Below are 25,170 nucleotides of genomic sequence, written 5' to 3' on the forward strand. Positions count from 1 at the left end.
AGTGTAGATCGCGGATACGTCCTGGTCGTCTCCCGGATGCCAGCGGCCCGGGGCGCCGGGGCCTCACTCGAAGCGCGGACCGGTGCTCGTGCGGCCGCGGGCGCCGCCGCGGCGCTCGTCGAGGGCCGCGCGGGTCGCGGCGGACACGGTCGAGCCGGAGTAGCCGCGGCGCTGCAGGTAGCCCGCGAGCCGGCGCCTCGCCGTCTCGTCGTCGTAGCCGCGCAGCTGGGCCGCGCGCTTGAGCGCGACCTCGGTCGCGAGCGCGAGCTCATCGTCGCCGTCGAGGGCCTCGAGCGCGGGCCGTGCGAGATCGGCCGGGATGCGGCGGCGCGACAGCTCTGCCGCGATCGCCGATCGCCCGAGCCGTCTGCGGTCGTGCAGGGTGCGCACGAGCGTCTCCGCGAGCGCCGCGTCGTCGAGCAGACCGGAACCCTCGAGCCGCTCGATCTCGATCTCGATCGCGTCCGCGGGCAGCTCGCGCTTCTCGAGCAGCGCCCGCATCTCGGCGACCGACATGCCGCGGCGCGCGAGCGCGTTCAGGCCGGTGTGGTGGGCGCGGCGCGCGTCGCGATCGTCGGGCCCGGGCTCGTCGGCATCGAGCGGGGTCGCCGGTGTGCCGTCGGGCGCGAGCCCCGGGATCGCCCAGGCGTCGCCGTCGGGCCGCCGGACCGACGACGGACGCTCCGGCGCCGGCCCGGACCCGCGACCGAAGAGGTAGGTCACGGGCGCGAGTCGGTCGCCGGAGCGCTCGTCGGTCATCTCGTCGTGCGCCGGTCAGTCGCCGACGGCGGTGAGCAGCTTCGGGCCGGTGGGCTCCTTCGCGGCGGCCTTCGCCGCCTTGGCCTCGGCCTCCGCCTCGACGCGCGCGAGCCGCTCGTTCTCGGCCTTCGCCTCCGCGCCGATGCCGAGCTTGAGGAAGATCTTGCGCTCGATCTCGTCCGCGATGTCGGCGTTCTGGATCAGGAAGCGACGCGCGTTCTCCTTGCCCTGCCCGAGCTGGTCGCCGTCGTAGGTGTACCAGGCGCCCGACTTCTTGACGATGCCCTGGTCCACGCCGTAGTCGATGAGGCTGCCCTCGCGCGAGATGCCGCCGCCGTACAGGATGTCGAACTCCGCCTGCTTGAACGGCGGCGCCATCTTGTTCTTGACGACCTTGACGCGCGTGCGGTTGCCCACCGCATCCGTGCCCTCCTTGAGGGTCTCGATGCGGCGGATGTCGAGGCGCACGGAGGCGTAGAACTTGAGCGCCTTGCCGCCGGAGGTGGTCTCGGGGCTGCCGAAGAACACGCCGACCTTCTCGCGCAGCTGGTTGATGAAGATCATCGTCGTGTTCGTCGAGCTCAGCGCGCCCGTGAGCTTGCGGAGCGCCTGCGACATCAGGCGGGCCTGGAGGCCGACGTGCGCGTCGCCCATCTCGCCCTCGATCTCGGCACGGGGCACGAGCGCTGCGACCGAGTCGATGACGATGAGGTCGATCGAGCCCGAGCGCACGAGCATGTCGGCGATCTCGAGCGCCTGCTCACCGGTGTCGGGCTGCGACACGAGCAGCGCGTCGATGTCGACGCCGAGCTTCTTGGCGTACTCCGGGTCGAGCGCGTGCTCCGCGTCGATGAACGCGGCGATGCCGCCGTTCTTCTGGGCGTTCGCGATCGCGTGCAGCGTGAGGGTCGTCTTGCCCGACGACTCCGGACCGTAGATCTCGATGATGCGGCCGCGCGGGATGCCGCCGATGCCGAGCGCCACGTCGAGCGCCACCGAGCCCGTCGGGATGACGGCGACGGGGGCGCGCTCGTCGCTCCCGAGGCGCATGACGGACCCCTTGCCGAACTGTCGGTCGATCTGTGCGAGTGCGGTCTCGAGGGCCTTCTCGCGGTCGTTGCCTGCCATTGCTGTTCCTCTCAGCGTCGATGTGGCCGCCCATAGGCTGCCGATACTCCGCGGACCGATGGAGCAGGGTCCGCAGCCTCCCGGCAAAGGCTGTTGGTTGCGTGCGACGCTACGCGCGGCCGCCGACATCGCGTCGGCGCCGCGCGGTTCGTGCGCACAACCCGTCTTCGAAAGACGTTGTGGAGGAGACTACGCCCGTATCGAACAGATGTTCGAGCATCACCGGGCTCGGCGTGTCGCCGTGACGCACGGAGCAACGGGGCAACGAGCGCTCTCTTCGGATGTCGCGTCGATCGACGAGAACGTCCTACTCGCTCGGGGGCTTCGGGCGTCCGCGGCCGTGACGGCGGGAGGGCGCGACGCCCTGCGCCTCGCAGATCGCGAGCCACACGTCGCGCACCGGCACCCCGCCCGCGAGCGCCTCGGTGGCCGTGCGCTCCCCCAGCGCGCGCAGCACGAGGTCGTGCTCGAGCACGCGCGCGTGCGCCGCGCCGAACTCCTCGTCCATCGCGAACCGGAACTCGCTCAACCGCATCCGTCGATCCTACGAAGGCCTCGCCGCGACCGCCGACGCCCGACCCGCCGGCCGCTCACGCCCGGTCGCCGCGGACCGCCGACGAGACGCCCACGACGAACGACGGATGCCCCGGGCCGCTCGGGCCCGGGGCATCCGTTCCGACGCTCGTGCGTCCGCTCAGCGCGAGACGAGCTCGCTCTCGTCGTCGAACTCGGCCACGAGCTCGTCGGGCAGCGTGTCCGGGATGGGCGAGAGCCCCTCGAGCACGGCCAGCCGGTCGCCGACCTCGCGCATGATGGTCGAGATGGGCGTGTCGAGCGCGTCGGCGACCGAGGCGAGGATCTCGCTCGACGCCTCCTTCTGACCCCGCTCGACCTCGCTCAGGTAGCCGAGCGCGACGCTCGCCTTGCTCGCGACCTGGCGCAGCGTGCGACCCTTCTGCAGGCGGACATCACGCAGGACGTCTCCGATCTCCTGACGTACCAGAACCATGTGATCCCTCCCTGTCTCATCGTGCGGTACCGAGAACTCTAATTCGATCACCTGCATCGACGTTGTGAACGCACGTTTCGTAACGAGATGGAAACCGCCGGTATTCCCCCAGCTTGAGCCGGGTCGGCTCACGCGCTCTCGAGGGCCTCGGCGAGGCGCGCGAGCGCCGCCGAGACGACCGCGGAACGGATGCCGTCCCGGCCGCCGTCGAGGCGCAGCTCGACCGCCGTCACGCGCTCCCCGACCGCGATCCCGACGTAGACGAGGCCCACGGGCTTGCCGTCCTGCGGGTCGGGACCCGCGACGCCCGTCGTCGCGACGCCGAGGTCCGCGGGCCGCCCGTCGACCGCGAGGGCGACGCGCACGCCGTCCGCCATCCGGCGCGCCACCTCGGGGTCGACCGCGCCGCGCTCGGCGAGCAGCGCCGCGTCGACGCCGAGCACGGAGCGCTTGATCGCCGTGTCGTAGGCGACCACACCGCCCGACAGCACGCGGGAGGCGCCGGACGTCGCGACGATCGCGGCCGTGAGCAGCCCGCCGGTGAGCGACTCGGCGACCGCGATGCGAAGGCCGCGCTCCGCCGCGAGCGCCACGACGCGCGCGCTGAGCGCGGCATCCGTCGTCATGACCGGTTGCGGCGCCACGCCTGCCACAGGTAGTCGGCGCCCGTGACGACGGTGAGCACGAGCGCGGCGCCGAGCAGGATCGCGGCGAGCCAGCCCCACCACGGCAGCGCCGCAGCGAGCGGCATGAGCGCCACCGTGATCGCGACCGACTGCACCCAGGTCTTGATCTTGCCGCCCCGCGAGGCCGGGATGACCCGGTCGCGCAGCGCGATGAAGCGGAACACCGTGATGCCGAACTCGCGCACGAGGATCACGATCGTCACCCACCACCACAGCTCGCCGAGGATCGACAGGGCGACGAGCGCGCCACCCGTGAGCACCTTGTCGGCGATCGGGTCGAGGATCTTGCCGATGTCGGTGACGAGGTTGCGGCTGCGGGCGAGGTGGCCGTCGAGCGCATCCGTCGCGATGACGACGACGAAGACGACCGCCGCGACCCAGCGCAGCGCTCCCCCGGCACCGTCGTCGATGAGCACGAGGGCGATGAACACCGGAGCGAGCAGGATGCGCACGACCGTGATGACGTTCGCGATGTTCGCGGGGCTCGCGGGCGTCTCGCCGGCGGCGAGGAAGCGCCCCGCGAACCAGTTCGAACGCGCGGGCGCGGAGGTCACATCAGTCCCGATCGGTCAACTGCCAGGCATCCTCGGAACCCTCGTCCGAGTCGACCACATCGTAACCGGCGAACTGCGCCTCGACCCGGTCCGCCCCTGCGGCGTTCGGCGAACCCCCCGGTGCAGGGGCGGGAGCGACGGATGCCGCGGGCGGCTCCTCGCCGCGCAGGCGCGCGAGCACGGCCGGCAGCTCCTCGGGCGTGACGAGCACGTCGCGCGCCTTCGAGCCCTCCGAGGGGCCGACGATCTCGCGCGACTCGAGCAGGTCCATGAGGCGCCCGGCCTTCGCGAATCCGACGCGGAGCTTGCGCTGGAGCATCGACGTCGAGCCGAACTGCGTGGAGATGATCTGCTCCGCGGCGGCGAGCAGCAGCTCGAGGTCGTCGCCGATGTCGGCGTCGATCTCCTTCTTCTCCGCGACCGCCTCGACGTCCTGCCGGTACTCCGGCTGCGCCTGGGCGATGACGTGCTCCACGACCGCGGCGACCTCGCTCTCGTTGACCCACGCGCCCTGCACGCGGATCGCCTTGCTCGAGCCCATCGGCAGGAACAGCGCGTCGCCCTGGCCGATGAGCTTGTCGGCGCCCGGCTGGTCGAGGATGACGCGGCTGTCAGTCATCGACGACACCGCGAAGGCGAGGCGCGACGGCACGTTGGCCTTGATGAGGCCCGTGACGACGTCGACCGACGGGCGCTGCGTCGCGAGCACGAGGTGGATGCCCGACGCGCGCGCGAGCTGGGTGATGCGCACGATCGAGTCCTCCACGTCGCGCGGCGCCACCATCATGAGGTCGGCGAGCTCGTCGACGACGACGAGCAGGTAGGGGTAGGGCTGCAGCGTGCGCTCGCTGCCCGCCGGGAGCTTGATCTCATCCGCCAGCACCGCGCGGTTGAAGTCGTCGATGTGCCGGAACCCGAACGACGCGAGGTCGTCGTAGCGCAGGTCCATCTCCTTGACGACCCAGGCGAGCGCCTCGGCCGCCTTCTTCGGGTTCGTGATGATGGGCGTGATGAGGTGCGGCACGCCGGAGTAGATCGACAGCTCGACGCGCTTCGGGTCGATGAGCACCATCCGCACCTCGGCGGGCTTGGCCCGCATGAGCACGCTCGTGATCATCGAGTTGACGAAGCTCGACTTGCCCGAGCCGGTGGACCCGGCGACGAGCAGGTGGGGCATCTTGGCGAGGTTCGCGACGACGAAGCCGCCCTCGACGTCCTTGCCGAGGCCGATCGTCATCGGGTGCTCGCTCTTGGTCGCGGCGTTCGAGCGCAGCACGTCGCCGAGCGAGACGATCTCGCGGTCCTTGTTCGGGATCTCGACACCGATCGCGCTCTTGCCGGGGATCGGCGAGAGGATGGTGACCTCGTTCGACGCGACCGCGTAGGAGATGTTCTTCGCGAGCGCCGTGACGCGCTCGACCTTGACGCCGGGGCCGAGCTCGAGCTCGTAGCGCGTCACCGACGGACCGCGGCTGAACCCGGTGACCTTCGCGTCGACGCCGAACTGGTCGAGCACGCTCGTGATCGAGGCGATCACCTGGTCGGTGTCGGCGCTGCGGGCCTTCGGCGGGGTGCCCGACGAGAGGGTCGCCGGGTCCGGCAGGCGGTACGGCTTGCGCGCCGACGCGGATGCCGCGGGCGATGCCGCCCCGACGCCCGGCGCGGGCGCCGCCTCGTCGAACTCGCCCGCCGCGCCCTTCTCCGACGCGGTCGTCGCGAAGCCCGGCAGCACGCCGCCGGCGTCCTCGCGCACCCCGGTCTGGCCGACCGCGACCTCGCCCGTGAACCGCTTCACGGCGCTCTCCGCACGGTCGAGCTCGTCGAGCAGCGCGATGTCGAACGCGTCGGGCTCGCGCGGCGGACGGGCGCCGGCGAGCACCTCGGTGAGATCGCCTCCGGTACCCTGGCCGATGACGTCGGTGAGCGCGTCAGCGCCGACGACGGGCGTGTCGAACGCGGGCTCCTCGGTCTTCTTCGGCTTCGCCCGGCGCCACCACGGCATGCTCTCGGGGTCCTCGGTGTCGAGCCCGAGGTCCGACAGGGTGCCGATCGGCAGCTCGCCCGTGGCATCCGTCGTCGGCTTCCCGGTCCGCGGCGCGCGCTCGGGCAGCTCCGTGCCGAACAGGTACGCCCAGGCCTCGCGCACGCGGTCGCCGACGCGGTTCGGCGGCGTCTTCGTGACGATGAACAGCGACAGGATGCCGACCACGATCGACAGCGGCACGGACAGCCAGGCGGCGCCGAGCGCCACGAACGGCCAGGTCACGATCCAGCCGACCAGTCCGCCCGCCGTGGCGAGCACGGGCATGCCGTCGGACGGACTCGGCGAGCCGCCGAACACCTGGCACAGCGCGCCGATCGCGCCGATCAGCACGCCGACGCCGATGCCGATCCGCCGGTTGTCGTGCACGCTGCGCGGATGCCGGAACAGCCAGACCGCGAACACCAGCATGATCACCGGCAGCGCGGACGCGACCCGGCCGACGAGTCCGCCGAACGTCCACGCGTCGAGGGCGATCGCGACGGGATCGGTCGGGTTGAACCACTCGACCACGATGCCGGCGACCGCGAGCAGCACGATGAAGAACGGCACGCCGTCGCGGCGCTCCTCCTTCGTGAAGGTCTCCTGCCCGAGCACACGGGCCGCTCCGCCCACGACGTGCGCCATCCCGAGCCACGCACTCGTCAGGAGCCCTGGCCGGTCCGGGTCGTAGGCCGACGCGGCGGGCTGCCTCGGCATCCGCTTCGTCTTCGCGTTGGCGGCGTTCGCGGCCTTCGCATTCGAGGTGCTCAGCTTCGTCGTCGCCTGGGTTCGGGAGCCCGCGGCGCGACCGCGCGCGGGCGCGGCGGAGCGCGACGACGTACGGCTACTCGTGGGCATGCGTCCACGCTAACCGCAGCGGGTCGCGGACCCCGGGAGGCCGAGCGCGTGTCCGCGGGCGCGCCTCACGCCGCCGATCGGGACCGCGTCGCACTGGCCTCCCGGGAATCCCGGACGATTCGCTTGCCGCATCCGGACCCGATCCGGCACGCAGAACGGATTCCGCCATGACCTCCACGACCATCGCCTACCGCACCGCCGGCGCCTCGGCCCTCGTGGCGACCGCCGGCTACATCGCCATCCCCGCGATCCGCGGGCTCGTCGAGAACGGCGCGGCGACGCTCGACGACTACCCGACTCCGGCACAGGTCGGGGCGAACCTCGGCCTCGGCGTGTTCGGCTACCTCACCTTCGGCGCGATCGGGGTGGCGGTCGGCGTGCTCACGCTCGCGCTCGCGGGCCTCGGCCGTCCGGGACTCGGCCGGCGACTCGGGTCGGCGGCGGGTGTGGCTGGAGCCCTCGGCTTCCTGCTCGTCGCCACGGGTTCGCGCGCCATGTACAGCTTCGTCACCGCGAACCTCACGGAGACGGGGGCGGATGAGGGCGCCCAGCGCGCCGCCGTGTGGGCCATCAACGTGCTCGCGTCGCAGACGCTGACGCTCGGCGCGGTCGGCGTCGCCCTCTGGGCGCTCTGGCTCGTCGCCGCGGGCCGCGAGGTGCTCCCGCGCGCCGTTGCGATCATCGCGCTCGTGCTCGCGGCCGTCATTGCGCTCGCGACCGGGATTGCCGACTTCCTGCCGAGCCAGTTCCTCTACGTGCCGCTCTTCGCGCTCCTCGGGGTGACCGCGCTCGTGCGCGCACGGAAGAGCGGACAATGGGCCCAGGATGCCTGACCAGCTGCCGGAGGTGAGCGCGGCCATCGCAACGGCGATCGCCGCGCCCCTCGCCGCGCTCGTCGTCGTGCGGGTGTGGCGGCATCCGCGCGCGTGGCCCGCGGGCCTCGGGGTCGCCCTGCTCCTCGCGGGAGCGAGCATCGCGTGGTTCCTCCCGGGTGGCGTCGAAGGCGGGCTGAACGTCGCCGGCTATGCGCTCGTGCTCACGACCTTTCCCGGGGGCCGGCTCACGTCGCGGTGGCTCGCGGCGCCGCTCGCGCTGTATCTGGCGATCGCGATCGCCTCGGCGCTGCTGCCGCAGCGGGTCACGCTCGGCGGCTGGTGGCAGCTCGCGGTCGCGCTCGAGATCGCTCTCGTCGCCGTGCTCGTGCATCGCTACCGTCGCCGGCTCTCGACCGAGGAGCGCGAGAGCGTGCGCTGGGGCGTGCTCGGCGCCCTCGTCACGTTCGGCGGATCGATCCCGTTCCTGCTCGCGACGCGCTTCACCGGGCACGGGACCGTGTACGCGCTCGGGCCGATCCCGACCGTCGCCTTCGGCCTCGTCGTGCTCGCGATGCCCGTCGCTCTCACGCTCGGACTCGTGCGGCCGCGCCTGCTTCCCGTCGACACGCTGCTCCGCGCGGTGCTGACCGTCGAGCTCACCGCGGTCGCCGTCGCCGTGCTCGCGGGCGCCGCGACCTGGCTCGCCGCCGCGCTCGGGTCGTCGACGCTCACGGCGGGCGCCGCGATCGTCGCCGCCGCGGCCGGAGCCATCCCGGCCTGGACCCTGTCGCGCCGTCTCGGCGACCGGCTCGTGCGCGGCGGCCGATCCGGAGCCGCGCGGGCCGGGCGCATCCTCGCGGATCGGCTCAACGCGTCCGGTGACGCCGGGGACGCCCCGCGCATCCTCGCCGAGGTCGCCGTCGAGGTGCTCGGATCGCCGATGGCCGAGGTGGATGGACGCGGCCTCCGCCCGGCGCGGGTGGGCGCCGGCGACGCCGCGCACGACCTCCCCGTGCGGTACCGGGACACGCCGGTCGCGACGCTCCGCATCGCGCCGCGCCCCGGCGAGAGCACGCTCACCCCGCGGGACCGCGAGGTGCTGCACGAGCTCGTCCGTCGCGCGGCACCCGCTCTGCACGGCGCAGCGGTGCTCACCGACCTCGTCGACGCCCGGGCCCGCATCGTCGAGGCCGCCGAGCAGGAGCGGCGACGGCTGCGGCGCGATCTGCACGACGACATCGCCCCGGCGATCGTAGGGCTCGCGCTGTCCGCGAGCGGGATCGCGCGACGGATGCCGGCCGGCGCGCTCGCGGCGCGCGTCGAGCTGCTCGAGGAGGAGATCCGCGCCACGGGGGCGCGCGTGCGGGCGATGGCCTACGGACTCCGGCCGCCCGCGCTCGACGACCGCGGACTCGTCGCGGCGATCCGCGAGTCGATGGGCCCGGACCGCGGGGCGGCGCCGGCGGTGTCGCTGTCCGCATCCGCGCTCCCGGCGCCGCTCCCGGCGGCCGTCGAGGTCGCGGCGCTGCTCATCGCGCAGGAGGCCGTCGCGAACGTGCGACGGCACGCCTCGGCGCAGCACTGCGAGGTGCGGCTCGAGGTCGCGGGCGATCCTCCGGCCCTCGTGCTGCGCGTCACCGACGACGGCATCGGCCTCGACCCGGGCGGAGCGCCCGGACTGGGCCTCGCCTCCATCCGCGAGCGCGCCGGGGCGGTCGGCGGGCGGGCGTGTCGACCCGGCCCGGCGGGGGCGTGCTCGTGGAGGCGGTGCTGCCGATCGTGACGGGTCGCCCGGCGGAGGTCCGCCGGTGACGCGCGTGCTGCTCGTCGACGACCATCCGCTGTTCCGGCGCGGGCTCGCCTACCTGCTCAGCGGCGAGGGGTTCGAGATCGTCGGCGAGGCGGCAAGCGGCACCGAGGCGGTGGAGGCTGCGCGCGAGCTCGCGCCCGACCTGGTCGTGCTCGACCTTGGACTGCCGGAGCTGCACGGCATCCGGGCGATGGGACGGATCCTCGCCGAGTCTCCCGGCGTGCGCGTCGTGGTGCTCACGATGTTCGACGATGACAGCACGGTGCGCGAGACACTCGACGCCGGCGCGGACGGGTACGTGCTCAAGGACGCACCGCCCAGCGAGATCCTCGCCGCCCTCCACGCGACCGAGACCGGCGCGCGGCTGATCGGCTCCGGCGTCACGCTGCCCTCTTCCGTCGACCACGGTGCGCCGCGCGAGAGCGACGGCCTCACCGAGCGGGAGCGGGACGTCGCGGCCCTGCTCACCCACGGACTGGGCAATCGCGCGATCGCCGCTCGGCTGGGGATCTCCGACAAGACGGTCGCGAACTACGTCGCCGCGCTCCGGCTCAAGCTCGGCGCCGCGAGCCGGCACGACGCGGCACGGATGCTTCGCGAGCGCTGATCCCGCTCTCGAACCGCGCGGCGAGCACGCCGCCCCGTCACGCGGGGCACGGGCCGCCGTCGCCGCTGCTCGCCCCGATCGCGGCCCGCGGTCACCCCGGATGCCGCCGGGTCACGCCTCGATGACGACCGGCACGATCATCGGCCGGCGGCGGTGCGTCACGTTGACCCAGCGGCCCACCGTGCGGCGGATCGCCTGCTGGAAGACGTACGTGTCGCGCGTGCCGTTGGCCGCGGCATCCTCGAGCGCCTTGCGCACCGCCGGCAGCACGCCGTCGAAGACCTTCTCGTCCTCGGCGAAGCCGCGCGCCTGGATCTCCGGACCCACGATCACCCGGCCGGTCTGCGCGTCGATCGCCACGAAGATGGAGATGAAGCCCTCCTCGGCGAGGATGCGGCGGTCCTTCAGGTCGGCATCCGTGATCTCGCCGACGCTCGAGCCGTCGACGTAGACGTAGCCGAGGTCGAGCTGCCCGACCACGGTCGCCTCGCCGTCGCGCACGTCGACCACGGTGCCGTTCTCGGCCACGATCGCGTTCGGCACCCCGGACTGCTCGGCGAGAGCCGCGTTCGCGACGAGGTGGCGCACCTCGCCGTGCACGGGCAGCACGTTCTTCGGCTTCAGGATGTTGTAGCAGTAGAGCAGTTCGCCCGCGGCCGCGTGGCCCGAGACGTGCACCCTCGCGTTGCCCTTGTGCACGACGTTCGCGCCGAGCTTCATGAGCCCGTTGATCACCCGGTAAACGGCGTTCTCGTTGCCCGGGATGAGGGAGCTTGCGAGGATCACCGTGTCGCCGGGACCGGGCGTGATCTGGTGGTCGAGGTTCGCCATCCGTGCCAGCACCGCCATCGGCTCGCCCTGGCTGCCGGTCGACATGTAGACGATCTTGTCCTCGGGCACGTCGCCCGCTCTCTTGAGGTCGAGCAGCACCCCCTCGGGCACCTTGAGATACCCGAGGTCGGCCGCGATGCCCATGTTGCGCACCATCGAGCGGCCCATGAGCACGACCTTGCGGCCGTTCGCCGCGGCCGCGTCGAGCACCTGCTGCACGCGGTGCACGTGGCTCGAGAAGCTCGCGACGATGACCCGGCGCTTCGCCTTCGCCATCACCGACTCGATCACGGGACCGATGTCGCGCTCGAGCGGCGTGAACCCCGGGACATCCGCGTTCGTCGAGTCGGGCAGGAACAGGTCGACGCCCTTCTCGCCGATCCTCGCGAACGCGCGCAGGTCGGTGATGCGGCCGTCGAGCGGCAGCTGGTCCATCTTGAAGTCGCCGGTGTGCAGGGCGCGGCCGGCGGATGTCGTGATCGCGACCGCGAGCGCATCCGGGATCGAGTGGTTGACGGCCACGAACTCGCACTCGAACGGGCCGAGCTGCTCCACCTGGCCCGCGGCCACGGTGAGCGAGTACGGCGTGATGCGGTGCTCCTTGAGCTTCGCCTCGACGAGGGCGAGGGTCAGCGTCGACCCGATCAGCGGGATGTCGCGGCGCAGGCGCAGCAGGTAGGGCACGGCGCCGATGTGGTCCTCGTGACCGTGCGTGAGCACGATGCCGACGATGTCATCCAGCCGGTCCTTGATCGGCGAGAAGTCGGGCAGGATCAGGTCGACGCCGGGCTGGGTCTCCTCGGGGAACAGCACGCCGCAGTCGACGACGAGCAGCTTGCCGTCCTGCTCGTACACGGTCATGTTGCGGCCCACCTCCCCGAGACCGCCGAGGGGCGTGACGCGGAGGGTGCCGGGACGGAGCGGGGCAGGCGTGTAGACGGTGGTGGGCATTCGGTCCTTCGGTGTCGGATCCTCGGGGCCGCGAGCCCCCGGTTCAGGTCTGAGGGGCTGGGTCAGCGGGTGGTGCCCGCGACCTTGGGCAGCGCGCCGCCGGCGGCGGCGTTGCGATCCGGGCGGAAGTTCGACAGGTCGACCCCGTCGATGGGCCCGACGAGGGCGAACTCGTCCTCGATGACGGCCGCCTCGTGGTCCTCCGGACCGACGAGCGGGAGGCGCACGCGCGGGCTGTCGATGCGCCCGAGCCCGTGCAGGATGTACTTCGCCGCGACCGTGCCGGGCACGTGCGTCATCACCGCGCGCACGAGCGGCTCGAGCGCCCGGTGCTCCTTCGTGGCGGCGTGCAGGTCGCCGCGGTTCACGGCGTCGACGATGCGCCGGTAGGGCGCGCTCGCGATGTTCGCCGTCACGCCGATGAGGCCGACCGCGCCGATCGCGAGGTGCGGCAGCACGTTGCTGTCGTCGCCCGAGAAGTACATCAGGTCGGTCTGGTTGAGCACGCGGCTCACCTCCGCGAAGTCGCCCTTCGCATCCTTCACGGCGAGGATGTTGGGGTGCTTCGCGGCGCGCAGGATCGTCTCGTATCGGATCGGCACGCCGGTGCGGCCGGGGATGTCGTAGAGGATCACGGGCAGGTCGGTGGCATCCGCGATCATCCGGAAGTGCGTCAGGATGCCGGCCTGCGTCGGCTTGTTGTAGTACGGCGTGACGATCATGACGGCGTCGGCGCCGGCCTTCTCGCTCGCCCTGTAGAGCTCGATCGCGTGCGCGGTCTCGTTCGATCCGCCGCCCGTGATGATCTTCGCGCGGCCGGCGCTCACGCTCTTCGCGACCTCGACGAGGCGGAGCTTCTCGGCATCCGTCAGCGTGCTCGTCTCACCGGTCGTGCCGGTGACGACGATGCCGTCGGCGCCGTCGCTGATGACGCGGTCGATGTGCTTCTCGACGCCGGGCCAGTCGACCTCGCCGTCGGCCGTGAACGGGGTCACGAGCGCGACGAGCACCTGTCCGAACGGGGAGGGCGTCTCAGTCACCCGTTCAGCGTACCGGCGCGCGGCGCGGGCGGGCGCCTGCCCCCGCAGCAACGGATTTCACGGAGATTCGCCGGGCGGAGGGGGTGCAGCCCGCCTGGGCTGTGATCGTGGTGCTGTTTATCCGTGAGATCCGTTGCGGGGGGCGGGGCCGCCCCGGGTGCTCGCTGCGCTCAGGCGCGGTGCTCGTTGCGGGCGATCGCGGCGAGAAAGGTCGCGACCACGTCGTCGCGTTCGTGCAGCACCATGTCGGAATCGAAATGCAGCACATGCATCCGTGCACGGATGAGGCGGCCGTCCCGGCGGTTGTCGCGCGCTCGATCGTGGTATGCCCGCCCGTCGATCTCCACCACCAGGCGCTCGCCGACGAGGAAGTCCACCCGGTCGCGCCCGATCCACACCTGCTGCACGACCTCGAACCCGAGTTCGATCAGGATCAGCGCGAAAGCCGACTCGCCGCCGCTCTCCGACAGCACGCCGGCCACGCCCAGCAGGCGACGGTGTGACGGAGGCACACGGTCGAGGGAGCGCTCGAGCTCGCCACGGGACAGATTGCCGCGATTGAGGGCGGACTCGGCGACGATGAAGACGAACCAGGGCGGCCGGCAGTCGCACAGGTCGACGACCATGTCGATGATGTCGACGTGGATGCGGGATCCGGTGCGGCGGGACGTCCAGTGCACGACGACCCGGGCATCCGGGCGCTCGGAGAGCCGCACGTCGTGCCGATCGTGGCGCCGCAACTGCGTTCGATCGGGCAGCACCGCGACGTGCAGGCGCCCGTCGGTCTCGGGCACCCAGAGCGCCAGCCGCACCGCGAGCGATTCGCACGTGAGCCGTCCGCCCACGCGTGCCGCTCGCTGAACGTCCGGATGCAGGTGCGGCTCGCAGTACCACCCCTTGCGGATTCGCGAGATGACGCCGAGCTTGAGCGCCCAGCGGATGCCGCCCTCCGACCACCCCGCAGCGAGCAGCTCGTGGGTGGCGACGATGCCGTGGAACCTGGTGATCACGTCGTGCAGAGTCATGGGCGGCACGGTGCCCGCACCGCGATGCGCGCGTTCCGCGGACGCGACGATCTGTGCGCGAACAACGGATCTCACGGATGTGGAGGAGCAGCACCCTCGATAGCCCAGTACTCGTGGGGAAAGGTGGCCGGATCTCCGTGAAATCCGTTGTGTGCGGGTGCGGGTGCGGGTGCGGGGGTGAGCCGGGGCGGGTGCGGGGCGGGCTACGGCGCGACGCGGCCGTTCTTCTCGAACGCCTCGTACGTCAGGGGCATCAGCTCGGCGAAGTGCCGTTCCATCTGCTCCGCTACGAGCTCGATCTCCCGCTGCGGGAACGACGGGAAGTGCGACCCCTCCCGCTTCGTGCGCAGTGACAGGAAGTTCATCAGCGAGCGAGCGTTCATCGTCACGTACATCGAGGAGTACAGCGAGAGCGGCAGAACGATCCGGGCGACCTCGCGCGCGATGCCGGCATCGAGCATCCGCTGGTACGAGGCGTATGCGGCGGTCGCGATCTCGCGCGCCTCCCACTGCGCGGTCGCGGTCTGCTCGGCGGTGCCGGGCGCGAAGTCGTACGCGCCGGGCTTGCCCTGCTGCACGAGGTTGCGCTCCGGACCCGGCACGTAGAACACCGGACGCATCTCGCGGTACCGGCCCGACTCCTCGTTGTACGACGCGATGCGGTGCCGCATGAACTCGCGGAACACGAAGATCGGCGCCTGCACGTAGAACGTCATCGAGTTGTGCTCGAACGGCGAGCCGTGCCGGTCGCGCATCAGGTAGTTGATGAGCCCACGGTCGCGGTCGGTCGCACCGGTCCCGGCGGCCGCGGCGTCCAGGGTCTTCTCGCCCTGCGTCGACACGCGCGCCGCGAACAGCACGTCGGAGTCGTGGGCGCTCGAGCGCACCAGCTCGACGGTCATGTCCGAGCGGAACACGGGCTCGGGAGAAGCGGATGCGGCGGGCGGCACGGCAGCGTCGGTCACGGCCCACACGCTACCGGGCACGGCTGACGCGCGACCCGTGCCGCGCGGCGCACGGGTCGCGCGCGCGTGTGCCGCGGCGCACGGGCGACGTGCGGTCGGCATCCGCGCGGCGCACGGTCGACGCGCGAGTGTGCCTCCACCGTCGATCCCCGCCCGCCCTCCGCGCCACCCGCCATCCGCCGCCCGCGCTGCACCAGCACCAGCACCAGCACCAGCACCAGTACCAGCACCCGCTCCAGCATCAGCACCAGCACCAGCACCAGCACCAGCACCAGCACCAGTACCAGTACCAGCACCGGCACCGGCACCGGCACCGGCACCAGCACAACGGATCTCACGGATGGGCGAGGTCCACGTCACACGCTTACGGTGCTCGGAGGGCCATCCGCCGCGCGGATCCGTGAAATCCGTTGCTGGCCGCCGGCGGGGCAGGGCGGGGCGGGGCGGGGCGGGGCACGGGCGGGCGTCATACCTCGTCACATGTCTTCCCCTGGCCGGGCTGCGCGCCCTACCGTGTGGCGCGTGACCGCGCTCGTGACGATCGTCGCGCTCGTCGCCGCGTCGACGGCGATCGGGCTGATCTGGCGCGCTCGGCAGGGCCGGGCGCGCTCCGCGCGCGGCGAGGCGGCCGAGTTCGCGGCCCCCGGTGCGGACGTGACCCTGCTGCAGCTCTCGACCGAGGTGTGCGCCCCTTGCCGCGTGACGCACGCGGTGCTCGAGCGCGTCGCCGCCGAGCGCGACGAGGTCGCGCACGTCGATGTCGACGTCACGCACCGGCCGGAGATCGCGAGCCGGTTCCACGTGCTGTCCACGCCCACGACTCTCGTACTCGACGAGACCGGCGCCATCCGTGCCCGGATCGTGGGCGCACCTCGCGCGACCGCCGTCTATGCGGCGATCGACAGCATCCGTCCCGCCCCACCCGCAACCGCCAGCACCCCCGCAACCGCCAGCACCCCCACAACCGCCAGCACCCCCGCAACCGCCAGCACACCCACAACCGCCAGCACCCCCACAACCGCCAGCACCCCCGCCGCACCCGCAACCCCCGGCACACCCGCCCATCTCGAAGGAGAGGCCGCATGAGCACCCCCGCCGCGCCCACCACGACCACGTCCGTCCCCGCAACGGGCATCGACCCGCGCGGCCCGCGCTTCGGCGCCGGCATCACCGCGGTCCTCCTGCTCGTGACCATCGCGCTCGAACTCGGCGGCGCGACGCTCGCCGGCACGATCCTGTTCGCCGCGATCGTCGCCGTCTTCGCGTGGGGCGCGTTCGCCGGCATCCGTCGGCACCCGTACGGCGTGCTCTTCAAGCGCGTCGTGCGCCCCCGGCTCGCACCGCCGAGCGAGCTCGAGGACCCCGCTCCCCCGACCTTCGCCCAGGGCGTCGGCTTCGTCATCACGATCGTGGGCCTCGCGCTCGGTCTCGCGTTGCAGGCGCCGACGGCGATCGTCGTCGCGGCGGCGCTCGCGTTCGTCGCGGCATTCCTCAACAGCGTGTTCGCGTTCTGCCTCGGCTGCCAGATCTACCTGCTGCTCGCGCGCACGGGGCTCATCCGCAGGAACGGTGCGACCACGGCCTGACCCGTCCTAGGGTGAGGGCATCGCCGCGCGGAAGCGCGGAGCCGCGCGCCGCGCGGAAAGCCCCGACGAAAGGCGCCCCATGGCCATCACGAGCGAAGCCACCACCCTCTGGTTCGGATCCCTCTTCGAGGGCCACGGCACGACGAGCCTCGACACCTCGGATGCCGCCGAGTTCCCCGTGGACTGGAAGGCGCGCAGCGAGGGCGAGGCCGGCAAGACGAACCCCGAGGAGCTGCTCGGCGCCGCGCACTCCGCGTGCTACTCGATGGCCTTCTCGAACGCGCTTACGGAGCACGGCACGGCGCCGGAGAGCCTGCAGGTCACCGCCGCGGTCACGTTCGAGCCCGGCAAGGGCATCACCGGCAGCCACCTGCTCGTGAGCGCGAAGGTCCCCGGGCTCGACGACGCCGCGTTCCAGGCGCTCGCGGAGGACGCGAAGAAGAACTGCCCGGTGTCGCAGGCGCTCGCCGGCATCCCGATCACCCTGGAGGCGTCGCTCGCCTGAGCGGCGGCGACCGTGCACGTTCTCGTCGCCGGCGCGTCCGGGTTCGTCGGCACGGCGCTCCTCGATGCGCTGACCGCCGCGGGTCACACGCTTACGACGCTCACCCGAGCGGCGCCCTCACGTCCGCAGCAGCACCGCTGGGACCCCGCGACGGGCGCGCTCGATCCGCGGCTGATCGACGCGGCCGACGCGGTCGTCAACCTCGCGGGCGCCCCGATCGCACGGATGCCGTGGACGCCGCGCTACCGGCGCGAGATCCTGCACTCCCGCGTGCACGCGACGACGACCCTGACCCGCGCCATGGCGCGCGCCGCGGCACCGCCGACCGTGCTCGTCAACGCGTCGGCGGTCGGGTTCTACGGCGACCGGCCCGGCGAGCGGCTCACCGAGGACAGCCCGCGCGGCGAGGGTTTCCTCGCCGACGTGGTCGACCGCTGGGAGCGCGCCGCGCACGGCGCGCCCGACGGCGTGCGGGTGGTGACGGCGCGCACGGGCGTCGTCGTCGGGCGCGGCGGCGCGTTCGGCCCGCTCGAGCTGCTCACCCGGTTCGGCCTCGCGGGCCGGCTCGGCCCCGGCACCCAGCACTGGCCGTGGATCGCGCTCGCCGACGAGGCTCGCGCGCTCGTGCACCTGGTCGCCTCCGACCTGGCCGGGCCGGTGAACCTCGAGGGCCCGACGCCCGCGACGGCGTCCGACGCGACCGACGCGCTCGCGCGCGCGATGCACCGGTGGCATCCGTGGGTCGTGCCGTCCGCGCTGCTGCGCGCCGCGCTCGGCGGGGCCGCGCACGAGCTGCTGCTGAGCGACCAGCGGGCGGTGCCCGAGCGGCTGCTCGCCGACGGGTTCGTGTTCGAGCACTCGACGATCGAGAGCGCGATCAGCGCGACGTGGGGTCCGTCCGCGACAGTCTGAGCGCCTCGCGGGTCGCCCAGCGGGCGCGCCGGCGATCGCCGCTCGCGTCGTACGCGAGACCGAGCCGGTACCACGCGCGCCAGGAGTCCGGATGCTGTTCCGCGTCGTCGCGGAAAGCGCCGAACGCCGCATCCGCCGCCTCGCGCTCGGGGCGGCCGCTCGCGCGCGCGGGCAGCGCCGCGGGCAGTCCGCCCTCGGCGTCGAGCCGGCGCGCGAGGCGCTCGGTGCGGATGCCGAAGCGCAGCTCGGCGACGAGCGCCCAGAGGCCGAGGAGCGGCAGCACGAGCAGCGCGACCCCGATGCCGACCGCGACCGGCGTGCCGACGCGGAGGAACACGGTGCCGTAGTAGATCGCGAACACCAGGTAGAGCAGCAGGAGCAGCGCCATGACGAGCGCCGCCCCGCGCGACCGGTTCACGTCCGGAGGTCGATGAGCTTGTCGAGCCCGACGACGATGCCCCGCACGGTCGGCGCGGCGCGCACGGCGACGAGGATGCCCGCCTCGTACGCGTCCGACGAGAGGGTCTCGTGCGAGATCGTCAGGGTCTCGCCGGTGCCGCCGAACAGCACGTCCTGCTTGGCGACGACCCCGGCCATCCGCAGGCTGTGGATCGGGATGCTCCACACCTGCTCGCCGCGGGCGCGCTGGTCGATGTGCGGTGCCGCGACCGGCCCGATGCCGCTGCGCGCCTCGCCGATGAGCTCCGCGGTGCGCACCGCCGTGCCCGACGGCGAGTCGACCTTGCCGGCGTGGTGCGCCTCGACGATCTCGATCGAGTCGAAGTACCGCGACGCGAGGGCGGCGAAGCTCGTGGCGAGCACGCTGCCGATCGAGAAGTTGGGGATGACGAGCACCGCGGATGCCGGCTCCTCGCCGAGCAGCGGAGCGAGCGCCGCCACCCGGTCGCGGCTCCATCCCGAGGTGCCGACGACGATCGGGATGCGCTCGGCGATCGCGCGCTCGACGACGCCCTGCGAGACGTGCGACACCGTGACGTCGACGACGACATCCGCCCCCGCGATCGCGTCGAGGCTGTCGCCGGAGCCGATGAGCGCGTGCGTCTCGAGGTCCTCCGCGGCCTCGATGATGCGGGTGACGAGCCGCCCCATCCGACCGTTCGCGCCGACGACGGCTACCCGTGCTGCCATGGGCTCCATCGTAGGGTGCCGGGCCTAGGCTGGTCCCCATGGTGGAGTTCCGTGCCCGGCCGGCCGACAGCGCCGAGGTGCTGGAGCTGCTCACCGAGTACTTCCACAGCCGCGAGATCACGTTCGCGCGCGGCAGCTACCGGGTCGTCTTCCCGGATCCGACGATGTTCGTGCCTCCGGCGGGCGTCTTCCTCGTCGTCGACGACACGGATGCCGGCACTCGCAGGCCGAGCGTGGGATGCGGCGGCGTGCGCCGCATCGCCGACGCGCCCGACGGCGCCGTGCGATTCGAGATCAAGCACCTCTTCATGCGCGAGTCGACCCGCGGGCGCGGGCTCGGCCGCGCCCTGCTCGCCGAGCTCGAACGTCGCGCGATCGGCTTCGGCGCCCGCGAGATCGTGCTCGACACGAACGCGACGCTCGTCGCCGCCGGGTCGCTCTACCGCTCGAGCGGCTACGCGGACATCGAGCCGTACAACGACAACCCGAACGCGACGCACTGGTTCGCGAAGCGGTTGGAGCGGGCTACGCGCGCCGCTGAGGCTCCGCCTCGAGGTAGGCCTTGAGTGCGTCGACGATGTGCTGCGAGCCGTCGGCGGTCTCCTGGCCGTAGGCTCCGGTGTGCAGGAGCGTGACCGTGCAGCCGTCCCCGTCTGGCTCGACCTCCCACGTCCTGCCTGTGATCTGAAGCGCGTCCCCGCGGACGTAGTCGACCGGCGAGCCGACTTCCCACGTCGTGCGGATCTCTGAGTCGAAGTACCAGCGCTTCGTCCTCGCCGGCGAGGTGATGGCGGCCCAGGTCAGCTCGGGCGAAGCGGCGATGCGCACGCGGAACACGCGGTTCTCGGTCATGGCTCGGTTCCTTCCAGTTCTCGTTTCAATGCGGTCAGCCCGGACGCGGCGCGCGCACCGAAGTCGTCGATCCACCGCTCGGCGAGCTGCACTATCGGCACTGCGTTGAGGTAGCAGCGCCGTTGTCGCCCCGTCTTGCGGGTGACGACGAGCCCAGCGGCCTCGAGGATCCGGATGTGCTTGAGCACGACGTGGCGGCCGAGGGGCGCGACGCGGTCGGTGAGCGCTGCGATCGGCTGCCCGTCCTCGTCGCGGAGGGCGTCAAGCAGCCGTCGCCGCGTGGGGTCGGCGATTGCCGCGATGACGGCGTCGGTGCTCACGGCGACAGAATAGGTGACTGATGAGTCACCTGTCAATCGCCACGGCCACGCCGCGACTCCGTCACGCGCTCCTCGACCACCGAGCCCGTCAGTAGGGCTGCTCGACCGGCAGCCCGGTGCGCAGCTCGGGCGGCAGGTGGCCGAGGTCGTTGAAGGTGAGCAGGGCGGACGGCTTCGCGCTGCGCACCCGGATGATCGTGAGCGCGGCGTTCGCGACGTTGAGCCCCAGCCAGCGCCAGGCCGGCGCGCCGAGCACCTCGCGCACGAACCAGCCGATCACGAAGTTGTGCGTGATGAGCAGCTCGTGGCGGTCCCCCGCGGCCGGCGCGAAGAACTCGGCCACGGCATCCGCCATCTGCGCCTCCCCCGCCTCGATCTCAGCGGGCGTGATGCCGCCGAAGAACGGGTCGAACGCGTGCGGCATGCCGGACGTCGGGCCGGAGGGATAGCAGTCGAACAGCAGCGCGGACGGCTGGGAGGTGAGCGCCGGCATCCGCTCGGTCATGATGCGCGCGGTCTCCGCGGCGCGCTGCAGCGGCGAGTGCCACGCCGCGTCGAACGGCACCCCGCCGAGCCGGTGCGCGAGCGCCTGCACCTGCCGCACGCCGCGCGGCGAGAGCGGCCCGTCGGGCAGGCCGTACTCGGCGTCCTGCTGCTCGCCGTGCCGCACCAGGTAGAGATATCGGGACATCGTCGTTCCTCCGTACTCGGGCTCCGCACCGGTGGGGTCCCGGGCGGGAAGCCTCAGACCGCCGGCACCGCCAGAACACCCGCATCGACGCTACCGACGGCGGCGAGGGCGAGCGGACGCGACACGAGGTCGGCGGCGAGTTCACGGACGCCGTCCGGCGTCACCCGGGCGAGCCGTCGCAGCGACTCGTCGAGGTCGAGGAACTCGCCGACGGTGATCTCGGCCCGGCCGAGCCGCGTCATCCGGGTGTCCGAGTCCTCGAGGGCGAGGGCGGATGCCCCGCCCAGCTGGCCGAGAGCGCGCGCGACCTCCTCATCCGTCACCCCGTCGCTCGCGAGCGCGCGGAACTGCTCGAGCATGAGGTCGACGACCTGCGGCGCCTTCGCGGGCGAGCAGCCCGCGTACATCCCGACGAGCCCGGCGTCGCTGTACGACGGCGTGAACGAGTACACCGAGTACGCGAGACCGCGCTTCTCGCGCACCTCCTGGAACAGCCGGCTCGACATGCCGCCGCCGAGGATCGAGCTCAGCACGGCGAGCGTCGGACGGTCGTCGTCGAGGGCGGTGAGCCCCGTGGTGCCGAGGATGAGGTTGACCTGCTCGAGCGGGCGCTCCACGATCACCGGCGCGGATGCCGCGGCGAGCACCGGCGGAAGCGCTATCCGGCGCGCCACCGGAGCGGCGTCGAGCGAGAGGTCCCAGCCCGCGAGCACGAGCGCGGCCTGGATGCGCGCGACCAGCTCGTCGTGGTCGACGGCGCCCGCGACGGTCACGACGAGGTCCTGCGGACGGTAGTTCGCCCGGTAGTGCCCGAGCACGGCATCCCGGCTCACGGCGGCGATCGCCTCCGGGCTCCCGCCGATCGGGCGGCCGAGCGGGTGGTCGCCGAGCACGGCCTCGAAGAACCGCTCGCTCGCCACATCCGCCGGGTCGTCGTCGGCCATCGCGAGCTCCTCGAGGATGACCCCCCGCTCCGTCTCGAACTCCAGCGGGTCGAGCAGCGACGAGACCACCATGTCGGTGAGCACGTCGACGGCCATCGGCAGATCCTGATCGCGCACCTTCGCGTAGTAGCAGGTGTACTCCTTCGCGGTCATCGCGTTGTGCTCGCCGCCGACCGCGTCGAAGCTCACCGCGATGTCGAGCGCGGAGCGTGCGGGGGTGCCCTTGAACAGCAGGTGCTCGAGGAAGTGCGTGGACCCGTAGGTCTCCGGCTGCTCGTCGCGCGAGCCGACCGCGACCCAGATGCCCGCGGTCGCGCTCGCCGCCCCGGGCACGCGTTCGGTGAGCACGCGCACGCCGCTGGGCAGCACGCTGCGGCGCACGAGAGTGCCCCCGGATGCGGTGATCCGCAGATCGGCCTGGTCGAGGGGCAGGGGCACGGCACCGTTCATCGCACCCGAGCCTAGGCGGTCCGGCCCCTGGCGACCGCGCGGGGGCGCGTCGCGATGCTTTCCGAGTGGCCCTCCTTTTGGGGAGATGAGGACAGACAACTCTGTCTGTCCGCAGTGCTAACGTCATGGGCGACACGAGATTCTGGGTGGCACCCGTAAGCCACCCGGAGCCGCGAAACCCGATGAGCGGCATCGCGCCCGGACCCGGCCCCCAATAGGGTCCGGGCGCGGTCGTGTCCTCGGACCAGCTATCCCAGGAGCAGCCGATGACCCTCGCCGACCCGATCAGCACCGACCCGATCAGCACCGACCCGATCAGCACCGACCCGATCAGTGCCGACCGAAGCATCGCCGCGCAGCGCTCGCCGTGGGCGAAGGTGCGCATCCTCGAGACCGCGAACGTGCTGTTCTACGAGGACGGCATCCGCACCGTCGGCGTCGACCGGCTGATCAGCGCGTCGTCGGTCACGAAGGCGACCTTCTACAAGCACTACGGCTCGAAGGACCGCCTCATCCTCGACTACATCGACGGCCGGCACCGGGCGATGGTCAGCCTCGTGTCGTCGACCGTCGAGCTCGCGTCCGGCCCCGAGGACGCGCTGCGCTCCCTGCTCGCCGTGCTCACGACCGACATCGGCGCCCCGCGCTTCCGCGGCTGCGCGTTCCTCAACGCCGCGGCCGAGTTCCCCGATCCGGCGCACGAGGTGCGCCGCCGCGTGCAGTCCCACCGCGACTGGCTGACGGATGTGCTGGTCGGCCTCGTCGGCGACCTCGGCCACCGGATGCCGGGCGACGCGGCCGACGAGCTCATCCTCGCGATGGACGGCGCGCAGTCCGGTGGCTACGCGGGCGACCCGACCGCGGCATCCGCGGCGCTCTCGCGCGTGTTCGAGCACGTCGTCGCGGCCGCGAAGGCCTGACGGCCGACCGGGGCTCCCGGCGGAGCGGTCAGACCGCGCTGATCCGGTCCAGCTCGGCCACCTGCGCGCGCGTCAGCTGCACGGTCGGCGCCTGCAGGAGCGCGGCGACCTGCGAGGGCTGGCTCGCCGACGCGACCGGCGCCACGACGTAGGGCTTGCTCAGCAGCCAGGCGAGGGCGACGGATGCCACCGGCACCTCGTGCGCGGCCGCGATGTGGTCGAGGGACGCGAGCACGCGCATCCCGCGCTTGGTCAGGTAGCGGGCGACCTCCGTGCCGCGGGTGCCCTCGTCGAGGTCGGCCCGGGAGCGGTACTTGCCGGTGAGGAACCCGCTCGCGAGGGCGAAGCGCGGCATCACGCCGAGCTCCTGCGAGCGCGCCACCCGAGCCAGGTCGCCCTCGTACTCGGCGCGGTGCATGAGGTTGTAGCGGTTCTGCAGCGCGATCATCGGCGCGACGCCGAGCTGGCCGCACGCGATCCGCGCCTCGATGAGCCGGTCGCCGGTGTGGTCCGAGCCGCCGAAGTAACGCACCTTGCCGGCGCCGATGAGCGCGTCCACGGCGAGCAGCGTCTCGTCGAACGGCACCTCGGAGTCGTCGACGTGCAGGTAGAGCAGATCGATGCGGTCCGTGCGGAGCCGCTCGAGCGACGCGTTCACGGCGCGCGTGATGGCGCGCGCGCCGAGGCCCGGGTGGTCGACGCTCTTGCCGATCTTCGTGGCGACCACGAGGTCGTCCCGGTTGCCGCGGGAGCGCATCCAGCTGCCGATCATGAACTCACTGCGCCCCGAGGCGTAGGAGTCCGCGGTGTCGATGAAGTTGCCGCCGCCCGCCGCGTAGACGTCGAGGATCGCCTCCGTCGTCGGCCCGTCGGTGGTCCAGCCGAACACGTTGCCGCTCATCGCGAGCGGGAAGACCGTGAGGTCGCTCGAGCCCACGCGCCGCAGGCGGGTCCGCGTGGTCGCGGCTACCGCCGGTCCGTCGGGCACGGGCGTCCTCATCTCGCGGTGCGGATCGGCTCGGATCACCGATCGTTCCCGGAAATATAGCGCTCGACCCGAACGGATCGGTACGGCTCGCGCATCGTTATCGAACCGTGCGGATGAGCGGCCGGTGGGAGCCGCATCCGCTCTTCGGCCGCGCTCTGGCGGCGCGGGTGATCGCGTGCGAGGGTGGCAGGGATCCCGAACGGAGAAGGAGTCCCCCATGGCGAACGACCCGTACTTGAACCTGCCCGAGGTGCCGAGCTTCACGCTCACCAGCCCGGACGTCGTCGACGGCGCCGCGCTGCCGTCGTGGGCCCGGGGCGGCGACGCCGGCGGCGAGGACCGCTCCCCCGCCCTGGCCTGGTCGGGGGCGCCCGCCGAGACGCGCGGCTACGCCCTCACGGTCTACGACCCCGACGCGCCGACCGGCAGCGGGTTCTGGCACTGGGCCGTCTTCGGCATCCCGGGCGACACGAGCGCGCTGCCCGCCGGAGCCGGCGACCCGGATGCGGGGCTGCTGCCCGCGGGCACGGTCACGCTGCCGAACGAGATGCGCACGGAGCGCTACATCGGCGCCGCGCCGCCCGCGGGCCACGGCGTGCACCGGTATTTCTTCACGCTCAGCGCGCTCGACACCGCGGAGCTCTCGGTGCCGCCGGGTGCGACGCCCGCGGTGCTCGGGTTCCTGATGCGGGAGAGCATCGTCGCGCGGGCACACCTCGTCGCGACCTCGGTCACCCCCTAGCGGCACCCGGGCACGGCGCACCCGGCGCCACGGATGACGACGGCCCGCCC

At 72.5% G+C, this 25,170-nt stretch carries 29 protein-coding genes; 10 read left to right on the forward strand and 19 right to left on the reverse strand.

All coding sequences use genetic code 11. The features are described 5' to 3' along the window. Positions 1-63 precede the first annotated feature (63 nt). The 7 genes from QT381_RS06000 to QT381_RS06030 form a co-directional block, all read right to left on the reverse strand. Entirely contained in the window at positions 64-759 is a 696-nt protein-coding gene (locus QT381_RS06000) for a regulatory protein RecX (protein WP_289247890.1), read from the reverse strand. A gap of 15 nt (positions 760-774) precedes the next feature. Beyond that, complete coding sequence (recA, locus tag QT381_RS06005; RefSeq protein WP_289247891.1) at positions 775-1,887, reverse strand: recombinase RecA; 1,113 nt, start codon at positions 1,885-1,887, stop codon at positions 775-777. A 307-nt stretch (positions 1,888-2,194) separates the two neighbouring features. Next, positions 2,195-2,422, reverse strand: a complete 228-nt coding sequence (locus tag QT381_RS06010; RefSeq protein WP_289247892.1) for a DUF3046 domain-containing protein — start codon at positions 2,420-2,422, stop codon at positions 2,195-2,197. 159 nt (positions 2,423-2,581) lie between these two features. Next, positions 2,582-2,896, reverse strand: a complete 315-nt coding sequence (locus QT381_RS06015) for a helix-turn-helix domain-containing protein (protein ID WP_289247894.1) — start codon at positions 2,894-2,896, stop codon at positions 2,582-2,584. A gap of 128 nt (positions 2,897-3,024) precedes the next feature. Further along, the gene (locus QT381_RS06020; protein ID WP_289247992.1) at positions 3,025-3,522 is read right to left on the reverse strand and encodes a CinA family protein; all 498 of its coding nucleotides are present in this window, start codon (positions 3,520-3,522) and stop codon (positions 3,025-3,027) included. Next, complete coding sequence (gene pgsA / locus QT381_RS06025) at positions 3,519-4,136, reverse strand: CDP-diacylglycerol--glycerol-3-phosphate 3-phosphatidyltransferase (protein WP_289247895.1); 618 nt, start codon at positions 4,134-4,136, stop codon at positions 3,519-3,521. The genes QT381_RS06020 and pgsA overlap by 4 nt, the downstream gene beginning before the upstream one ends. Position 4,137: 1 nt before the next feature. Then, positions 4,138-7,017, reverse strand: a complete 2,880-nt coding sequence (locus tag QT381_RS06030; RefSeq protein ID WP_502877460.1) for a DNA translocase FtsK — start codon at positions 7,015-7,017, stop codon at positions 4,138-4,140. Positions 7,018-7,184: 167 nt separating this feature from the next. Between QT381_RS06030 and QT381_RS06035 the strand changes: the two genes are divergently transcribed. From QT381_RS06035 to QT381_RS06045, 3 genes are read left to right on the forward strand one after another with little or no spacing between them, the layout of a single operon-like run. Beyond that, positions 7,185-7,850: a hypothetical protein gene (locus tag QT381_RS06035; RefSeq protein ID WP_289247896.1), complete on the forward strand. Its 666-nt coding sequence runs from the start codon at positions 7,185-7,187 to the stop codon at positions 7,848-7,850. Beyond that, positions 7,843-9,615, forward strand: a complete 1,773-nt coding sequence (locus QT381_RS06040; protein WP_289247897.1) for a sensor histidine kinase — start codon at positions 7,843-7,845, stop codon at positions 9,613-9,615. Before QT381_RS06035 ends, QT381_RS06040 begins: the two co-directional genes overlap by 8 nt. Before the next feature lie 25 nt (positions 9,616-9,640). Beyond that, a complete protein-coding gene (locus QT381_RS06045) occupies positions 9,641-10,249 on the forward strand; it encodes a response regulator (RefSeq protein WP_289247899.1) in 609 nt (202 codons plus the stop codon). Positions 10,250-10,360: 111 nt separating this feature from the next. Here the strand turns inward: QT381_RS06045 and QT381_RS06050 are convergent, their stop codons facing one another. From QT381_RS06050 to QT381_RS06070, 5 genes are all read right to left on the reverse strand, one after another. After that, positions 10,361-12,031: a ribonuclease J gene (locus QT381_RS06050; protein ID WP_289247900.1), complete on the reverse strand. Its 1,671-nt coding sequence runs from the start codon at positions 12,029-12,031 to the stop codon at positions 10,361-10,363. A 62-nt stretch (positions 12,032-12,093) separates the two neighbouring features. Beyond that, positions 12,094-13,071, reverse strand: a complete 978-nt coding sequence (gene dapA / locus QT381_RS06055; RefSeq protein ID WP_289247901.1) for a 4-hydroxy-tetrahydrodipicolinate synthase — start codon at positions 13,069-13,071, stop codon at positions 12,094-12,096. A 170-nt stretch (positions 13,072-13,241) separates the two neighbouring features. Next, entirely contained in the window at positions 13,242-14,096 is an 855-nt protein-coding gene (locus tag QT381_RS06060; protein WP_289247902.1) for an endonuclease domain-containing protein, read from the reverse strand. Between the two features lie 203 nt (positions 14,097-14,299). Beyond that, complete coding sequence (thyX, locus tag QT381_RS06065; RefSeq protein ID WP_289247994.1) at positions 14,300-14,998, reverse strand: FAD-dependent thymidylate synthase; 699 nt, start codon at positions 14,996-14,998, stop codon at positions 14,300-14,302. 59 nt (positions 14,999-15,057) lie between these two features. After that, positions 15,058-15,387, reverse strand: a complete 330-nt coding sequence (locus QT381_RS06070; protein ID WP_289247903.1) for a hypothetical protein — start codon at positions 15,385-15,387, stop codon at positions 15,058-15,060. 196 nt (positions 15,388-15,583) lie between these two features. Here QT381_RS06070 and QT381_RS06075 point away from each other — a divergent pair, with 196 nt between their 5' ends. The 4 genes from QT381_RS06075 to QT381_RS06090 all read left to right on the forward strand — a co-directional run bounded on the left by QT381_RS06075 (position 15,584) and on the right by QT381_RS06090 (position 18,064). Further along, positions 15,584-16,147 (forward strand): thioredoxin family protein, encoded by a 564-nt coding sequence (locus tag QT381_RS06075; protein ID WP_289247904.1) that lies wholly within the window; start codon positions 15,584-15,586, stop codon positions 16,145-16,147. Next, positions 16,144-16,647, forward strand: coding sequence for a DUF4395 domain-containing protein (locus tag QT381_RS06080; protein WP_289247905.1), 504 nt, complete (start codon positions 16,144-16,146; stop codon positions 16,645-16,647). The genes QT381_RS06075 and QT381_RS06080 overlap by 4 nt, the downstream gene beginning before the upstream one ends. Positions 16,648-16,726: 79 nt before the next feature. Next, positions 16,727-17,152, forward strand: coding sequence for an OsmC family peroxiredoxin (locus tag QT381_RS06085; protein ID WP_289247906.1), 426 nt, complete (start codon positions 16,727-16,729; stop codon positions 17,150-17,152). A 12-nt stretch (positions 17,153-17,164) separates the two neighbouring features. After that, on the forward strand, positions 17,165-18,064 hold the full coding sequence (locus QT381_RS06090; protein ID WP_289247907.1) for a TIGR01777 family oxidoreductase: 900 nt from the start codon (positions 17,165-17,167) through the stop codon (positions 18,062-18,064). On the opposite strand, the gene QT381_RS06095 is transcribed toward QT381_RS06090, so the two are convergent. Then, entirely contained in the window at positions 18,030-18,452 is a 423-nt protein-coding gene (locus tag QT381_RS06095; RefSeq protein WP_289247995.1) for a hypothetical protein, read from the reverse strand. The two genes, QT381_RS06090 and QT381_RS06095, sit on opposite strands and share 35 nt — an antisense overlap. Positions 18,453-18,478: 26 nt before the next feature. Beyond that, positions 18,479-19,213 (reverse strand): 4-hydroxy-tetrahydrodipicolinate reductase, encoded by a 735-nt coding sequence (dapB, locus tag QT381_RS06100; RefSeq protein ID WP_353889756.1) that lies wholly within the window; start codon positions 19,211-19,213, stop codon positions 18,479-18,481. Positions 19,214-19,251: 38 nt separating this feature from the next. Between dapB and QT381_RS06105 the strand changes: the two genes are divergently transcribed. Continuing rightward, positions 19,252-19,779, forward strand: a complete 528-nt coding sequence (locus tag QT381_RS06105; RefSeq protein WP_289247908.1) for a GNAT family N-acetyltransferase — start codon at positions 19,252-19,254, stop codon at positions 19,777-19,779. Here QT381_RS06105 and QT381_RS06110 read toward each other — a convergent pair. The 4 genes from QT381_RS06110 to QT381_RS06125 all read right to left on the reverse strand — a co-directional run bounded on the left by QT381_RS06110 (position 19,739) and on the right by QT381_RS06125 (position 22,470). Beyond that, positions 19,739-20,065, reverse strand: coding sequence for an SRPBCC domain-containing protein (locus QT381_RS06110; protein ID WP_289247909.1), 327 nt, complete (start codon positions 20,063-20,065; stop codon positions 19,739-19,741). The genes QT381_RS06105 and QT381_RS06110 overlap by 41 nt on opposite strands. Beyond that, on the reverse strand, positions 20,062-20,385 hold the full coding sequence (locus tag QT381_RS06115) for an ArsR/SmtB family transcription factor (protein ID WP_289247910.1): 324 nt from the start codon (positions 20,383-20,385) through the stop codon (positions 20,062-20,064). The genes QT381_RS06110 and QT381_RS06115 overlap by 4 nt, the downstream gene beginning before the upstream one ends. A gap of 88 nt (positions 20,386-20,473) precedes the next feature. Beyond that, positions 20,474-21,076 carry a histidine phosphatase family protein gene (locus tag QT381_RS06120; RefSeq protein ID WP_289247912.1) on the reverse strand — a complete coding sequence of 201 codons (603 nt, stop codon included), beginning with the start codon at positions 21,074-21,076 and terminating at the stop codon, positions 20,474-20,476. Between the two features lie 53 nt (positions 21,077-21,129). Continuing rightward, positions 21,130-22,470 (reverse strand): M16 family metallopeptidase, encoded by a 1,341-nt coding sequence (locus QT381_RS06125; RefSeq protein WP_289247913.1) that lies wholly within the window; start codon positions 22,468-22,470, stop codon positions 21,130-21,132. Between the two features lie 266 nt (positions 22,471-22,736). Here QT381_RS06125 and QT381_RS06130 point away from each other — a divergent pair, with 266 nt between their 5' ends. Then, positions 22,737-23,390 carry a TetR/AcrR family transcriptional regulator gene (locus QT381_RS06130; RefSeq protein ID WP_289247915.1) on the forward strand — a complete coding sequence of 218 codons (654 nt, stop codon included), beginning with the start codon at positions 22,737-22,739 and terminating at the stop codon, positions 23,388-23,390. 28 nt (positions 23,391-23,418) lie between these two features. Here the strand turns inward: QT381_RS06130 and QT381_RS06135 are convergent, their stop codons facing one another. Then, positions 23,419-24,378 carry an aldo/keto reductase gene (locus tag QT381_RS06135; protein ID WP_289247916.1) on the reverse strand — a complete coding sequence of 320 codons (960 nt, stop codon included), beginning with the start codon at positions 24,376-24,378 and terminating at the stop codon, positions 23,419-23,421. 217 nt (positions 24,379-24,595) lie between these two features. Between QT381_RS06135 and QT381_RS06140 the strand changes: the two genes are divergently transcribed. After that, entirely contained in the window at positions 24,596-25,120 is a 525-nt protein-coding gene (locus QT381_RS06140; protein ID WP_289247917.1) for a YbhB/YbcL family Raf kinase inhibitor-like protein, read from the forward strand. The last annotated feature ends 50 nt before the right edge of the window (positions 25,121-25,170 follow it).

It is taken from the genome of Galbitalea sp. SE-J8 (assembly GCF_030345695.1).
Taxonomy (GTDB): domain Bacteria; phylum Actinomycetota; class Actinomycetes; order Actinomycetales; family Microbacteriaceae; genus JAUASV01.

What these genes read in the sequence shown, in the direction of transcription:
- QT381_RS06000 (WP_289247890.1), bottom strand. Translation starts at nt 759, where the DNA reads ATGACCGACGAGCGCTCCGGCGACCGACTCGCGCCCGTGACCTACCTC.
- recA (WP_289247891.1), bottom strand. Translation starts at nt 1,887, where the DNA reads ATGGCAGGCAACGACCGCGAGAAGGCCCTCGAGACCGCACTCGCACAG.
- QT381_RS06010 (WP_289247892.1), bottom strand. Translation starts at nt 2,422, where the DNA reads ATGCGGTTGAGCGAGTTCCGGTTCGCGATGGACGAGGAGTTCGGCGCG.
- QT381_RS06015 (WP_289247894.1), bottom strand. Translation starts at nt 2,896, where the DNA reads ATGGTTCTGGTACGTCAGGAGATCGGAGACGTCCTGCGTGATGTCCGC.
- QT381_RS06020 (WP_289247992.1), bottom strand. Translation starts at nt 3,522, where the DNA reads ATGACGACGGATGCCGCGCTCAGCGCGCGCGTCGTGGCGCTCGCGGCG.
- QT381_RS06030 (WP_502877460.1), bottom strand. Translation starts at nt 7,017, where the DNA reads ATGCCCACGAGTAGCCGTACGTCGTCGCGCTCCGCCGCGCCCGCGCGC.
- QT381_RS06035 (WP_289247896.1), top strand. Translation starts at nt 7,185, where the DNA reads ATGACCTCCACGACCATCGCCTACCGCACCGCCGGCGCCTCGGCCCTC.
- QT381_RS06040 (WP_289247897.1), top strand. Translation starts at nt 7,843, where the DNA reads ATGCCTGACCAGCTGCCGGAGGTGAGCGCGGCCATCGCAACGGCGATC.
- QT381_RS06050 (WP_289247900.1), bottom strand. Translation starts at nt 12,031, where the DNA reads ATGCCCACCACCGTCTACACGCCTGCCCCGCTCCGTCCCGGCACCCTC.
- QT381_RS06060 (WP_289247902.1), bottom strand. Translation starts at nt 14,096, where the DNA reads ATGACTCTGCACGACGTGATCACCAGGTTCCACGGCATCGTCGCCACC.
- thyX (WP_289247994.1), bottom strand. Translation starts at nt 14,998, where the DNA reads ATGACCGTCGAGCTGGTGCGCTCGAGCGCCCACGACTCCGACGTGCTG.
- QT381_RS06080 (WP_289247905.1), top strand. Translation starts at nt 16,144, where the DNA reads ATGAGCACCCCCGCCGCGCCCACCACGACCACGTCCGTCCCCGCAACG.
- QT381_RS06085 (WP_289247906.1), top strand. Translation starts at nt 16,727, where the DNA reads ATGGCCATCACGAGCGAAGCCACCACCCTCTGGTTCGGATCCCTCTTC.
- QT381_RS06095 (WP_289247995.1), bottom strand. Translation starts at nt 18,452, where the DNA reads ATGGCGCTGCTCCTGCTGCTCTACCTGGTGTTCGCGATCTACTACGGC.
- dapB (WP_353889756.1), bottom strand. Translation starts at nt 19,213, where the DNA reads ATGGCAGCACGGGTAGCCGTCGTCGGCGCGAACGGTCGGATGGGGCGG.
- QT381_RS06105 (WP_289247908.1), top strand. Translation starts at nt 19,252, where the DNA reads ATGGTGGAGTTCCGTGCCCGGCCGGCCGACAGCGCCGAGGTGCTGGAG.
- QT381_RS06110 (WP_289247909.1), bottom strand. Translation starts at nt 20,065, where the DNA reads ATGACCGAGAACCGCGTGTTCCGCGTGCGCATCGCCGCTTCGCCCGAG.
- QT381_RS06120 (WP_289247912.1), bottom strand. Translation starts at nt 21,076, where the DNA reads ATGTCCCGATATCTCTACCTGGTGCGGCACGGCGAGCAGCAGGACGCC.
- QT381_RS06125 (WP_289247913.1), bottom strand. Translation starts at nt 22,470, where the DNA reads ATGAACGGTGCCGTGCCCCTGCCCCTCGACCAGGCCGATCTGCGGATC.
- QT381_RS06130 (WP_289247915.1), top strand. Translation starts at nt 22,737, where the DNA reads ATGACCCTCGCCGACCCGATCAGCACCGACCCGATCAGCACCGACCCG.
- QT381_RS06140 (WP_289247917.1), top strand. Translation starts at nt 24,596, where the DNA reads ATGGCGAACGACCCGTACTTGAACCTGCCCGAGGTGCCGAGCTTCACG.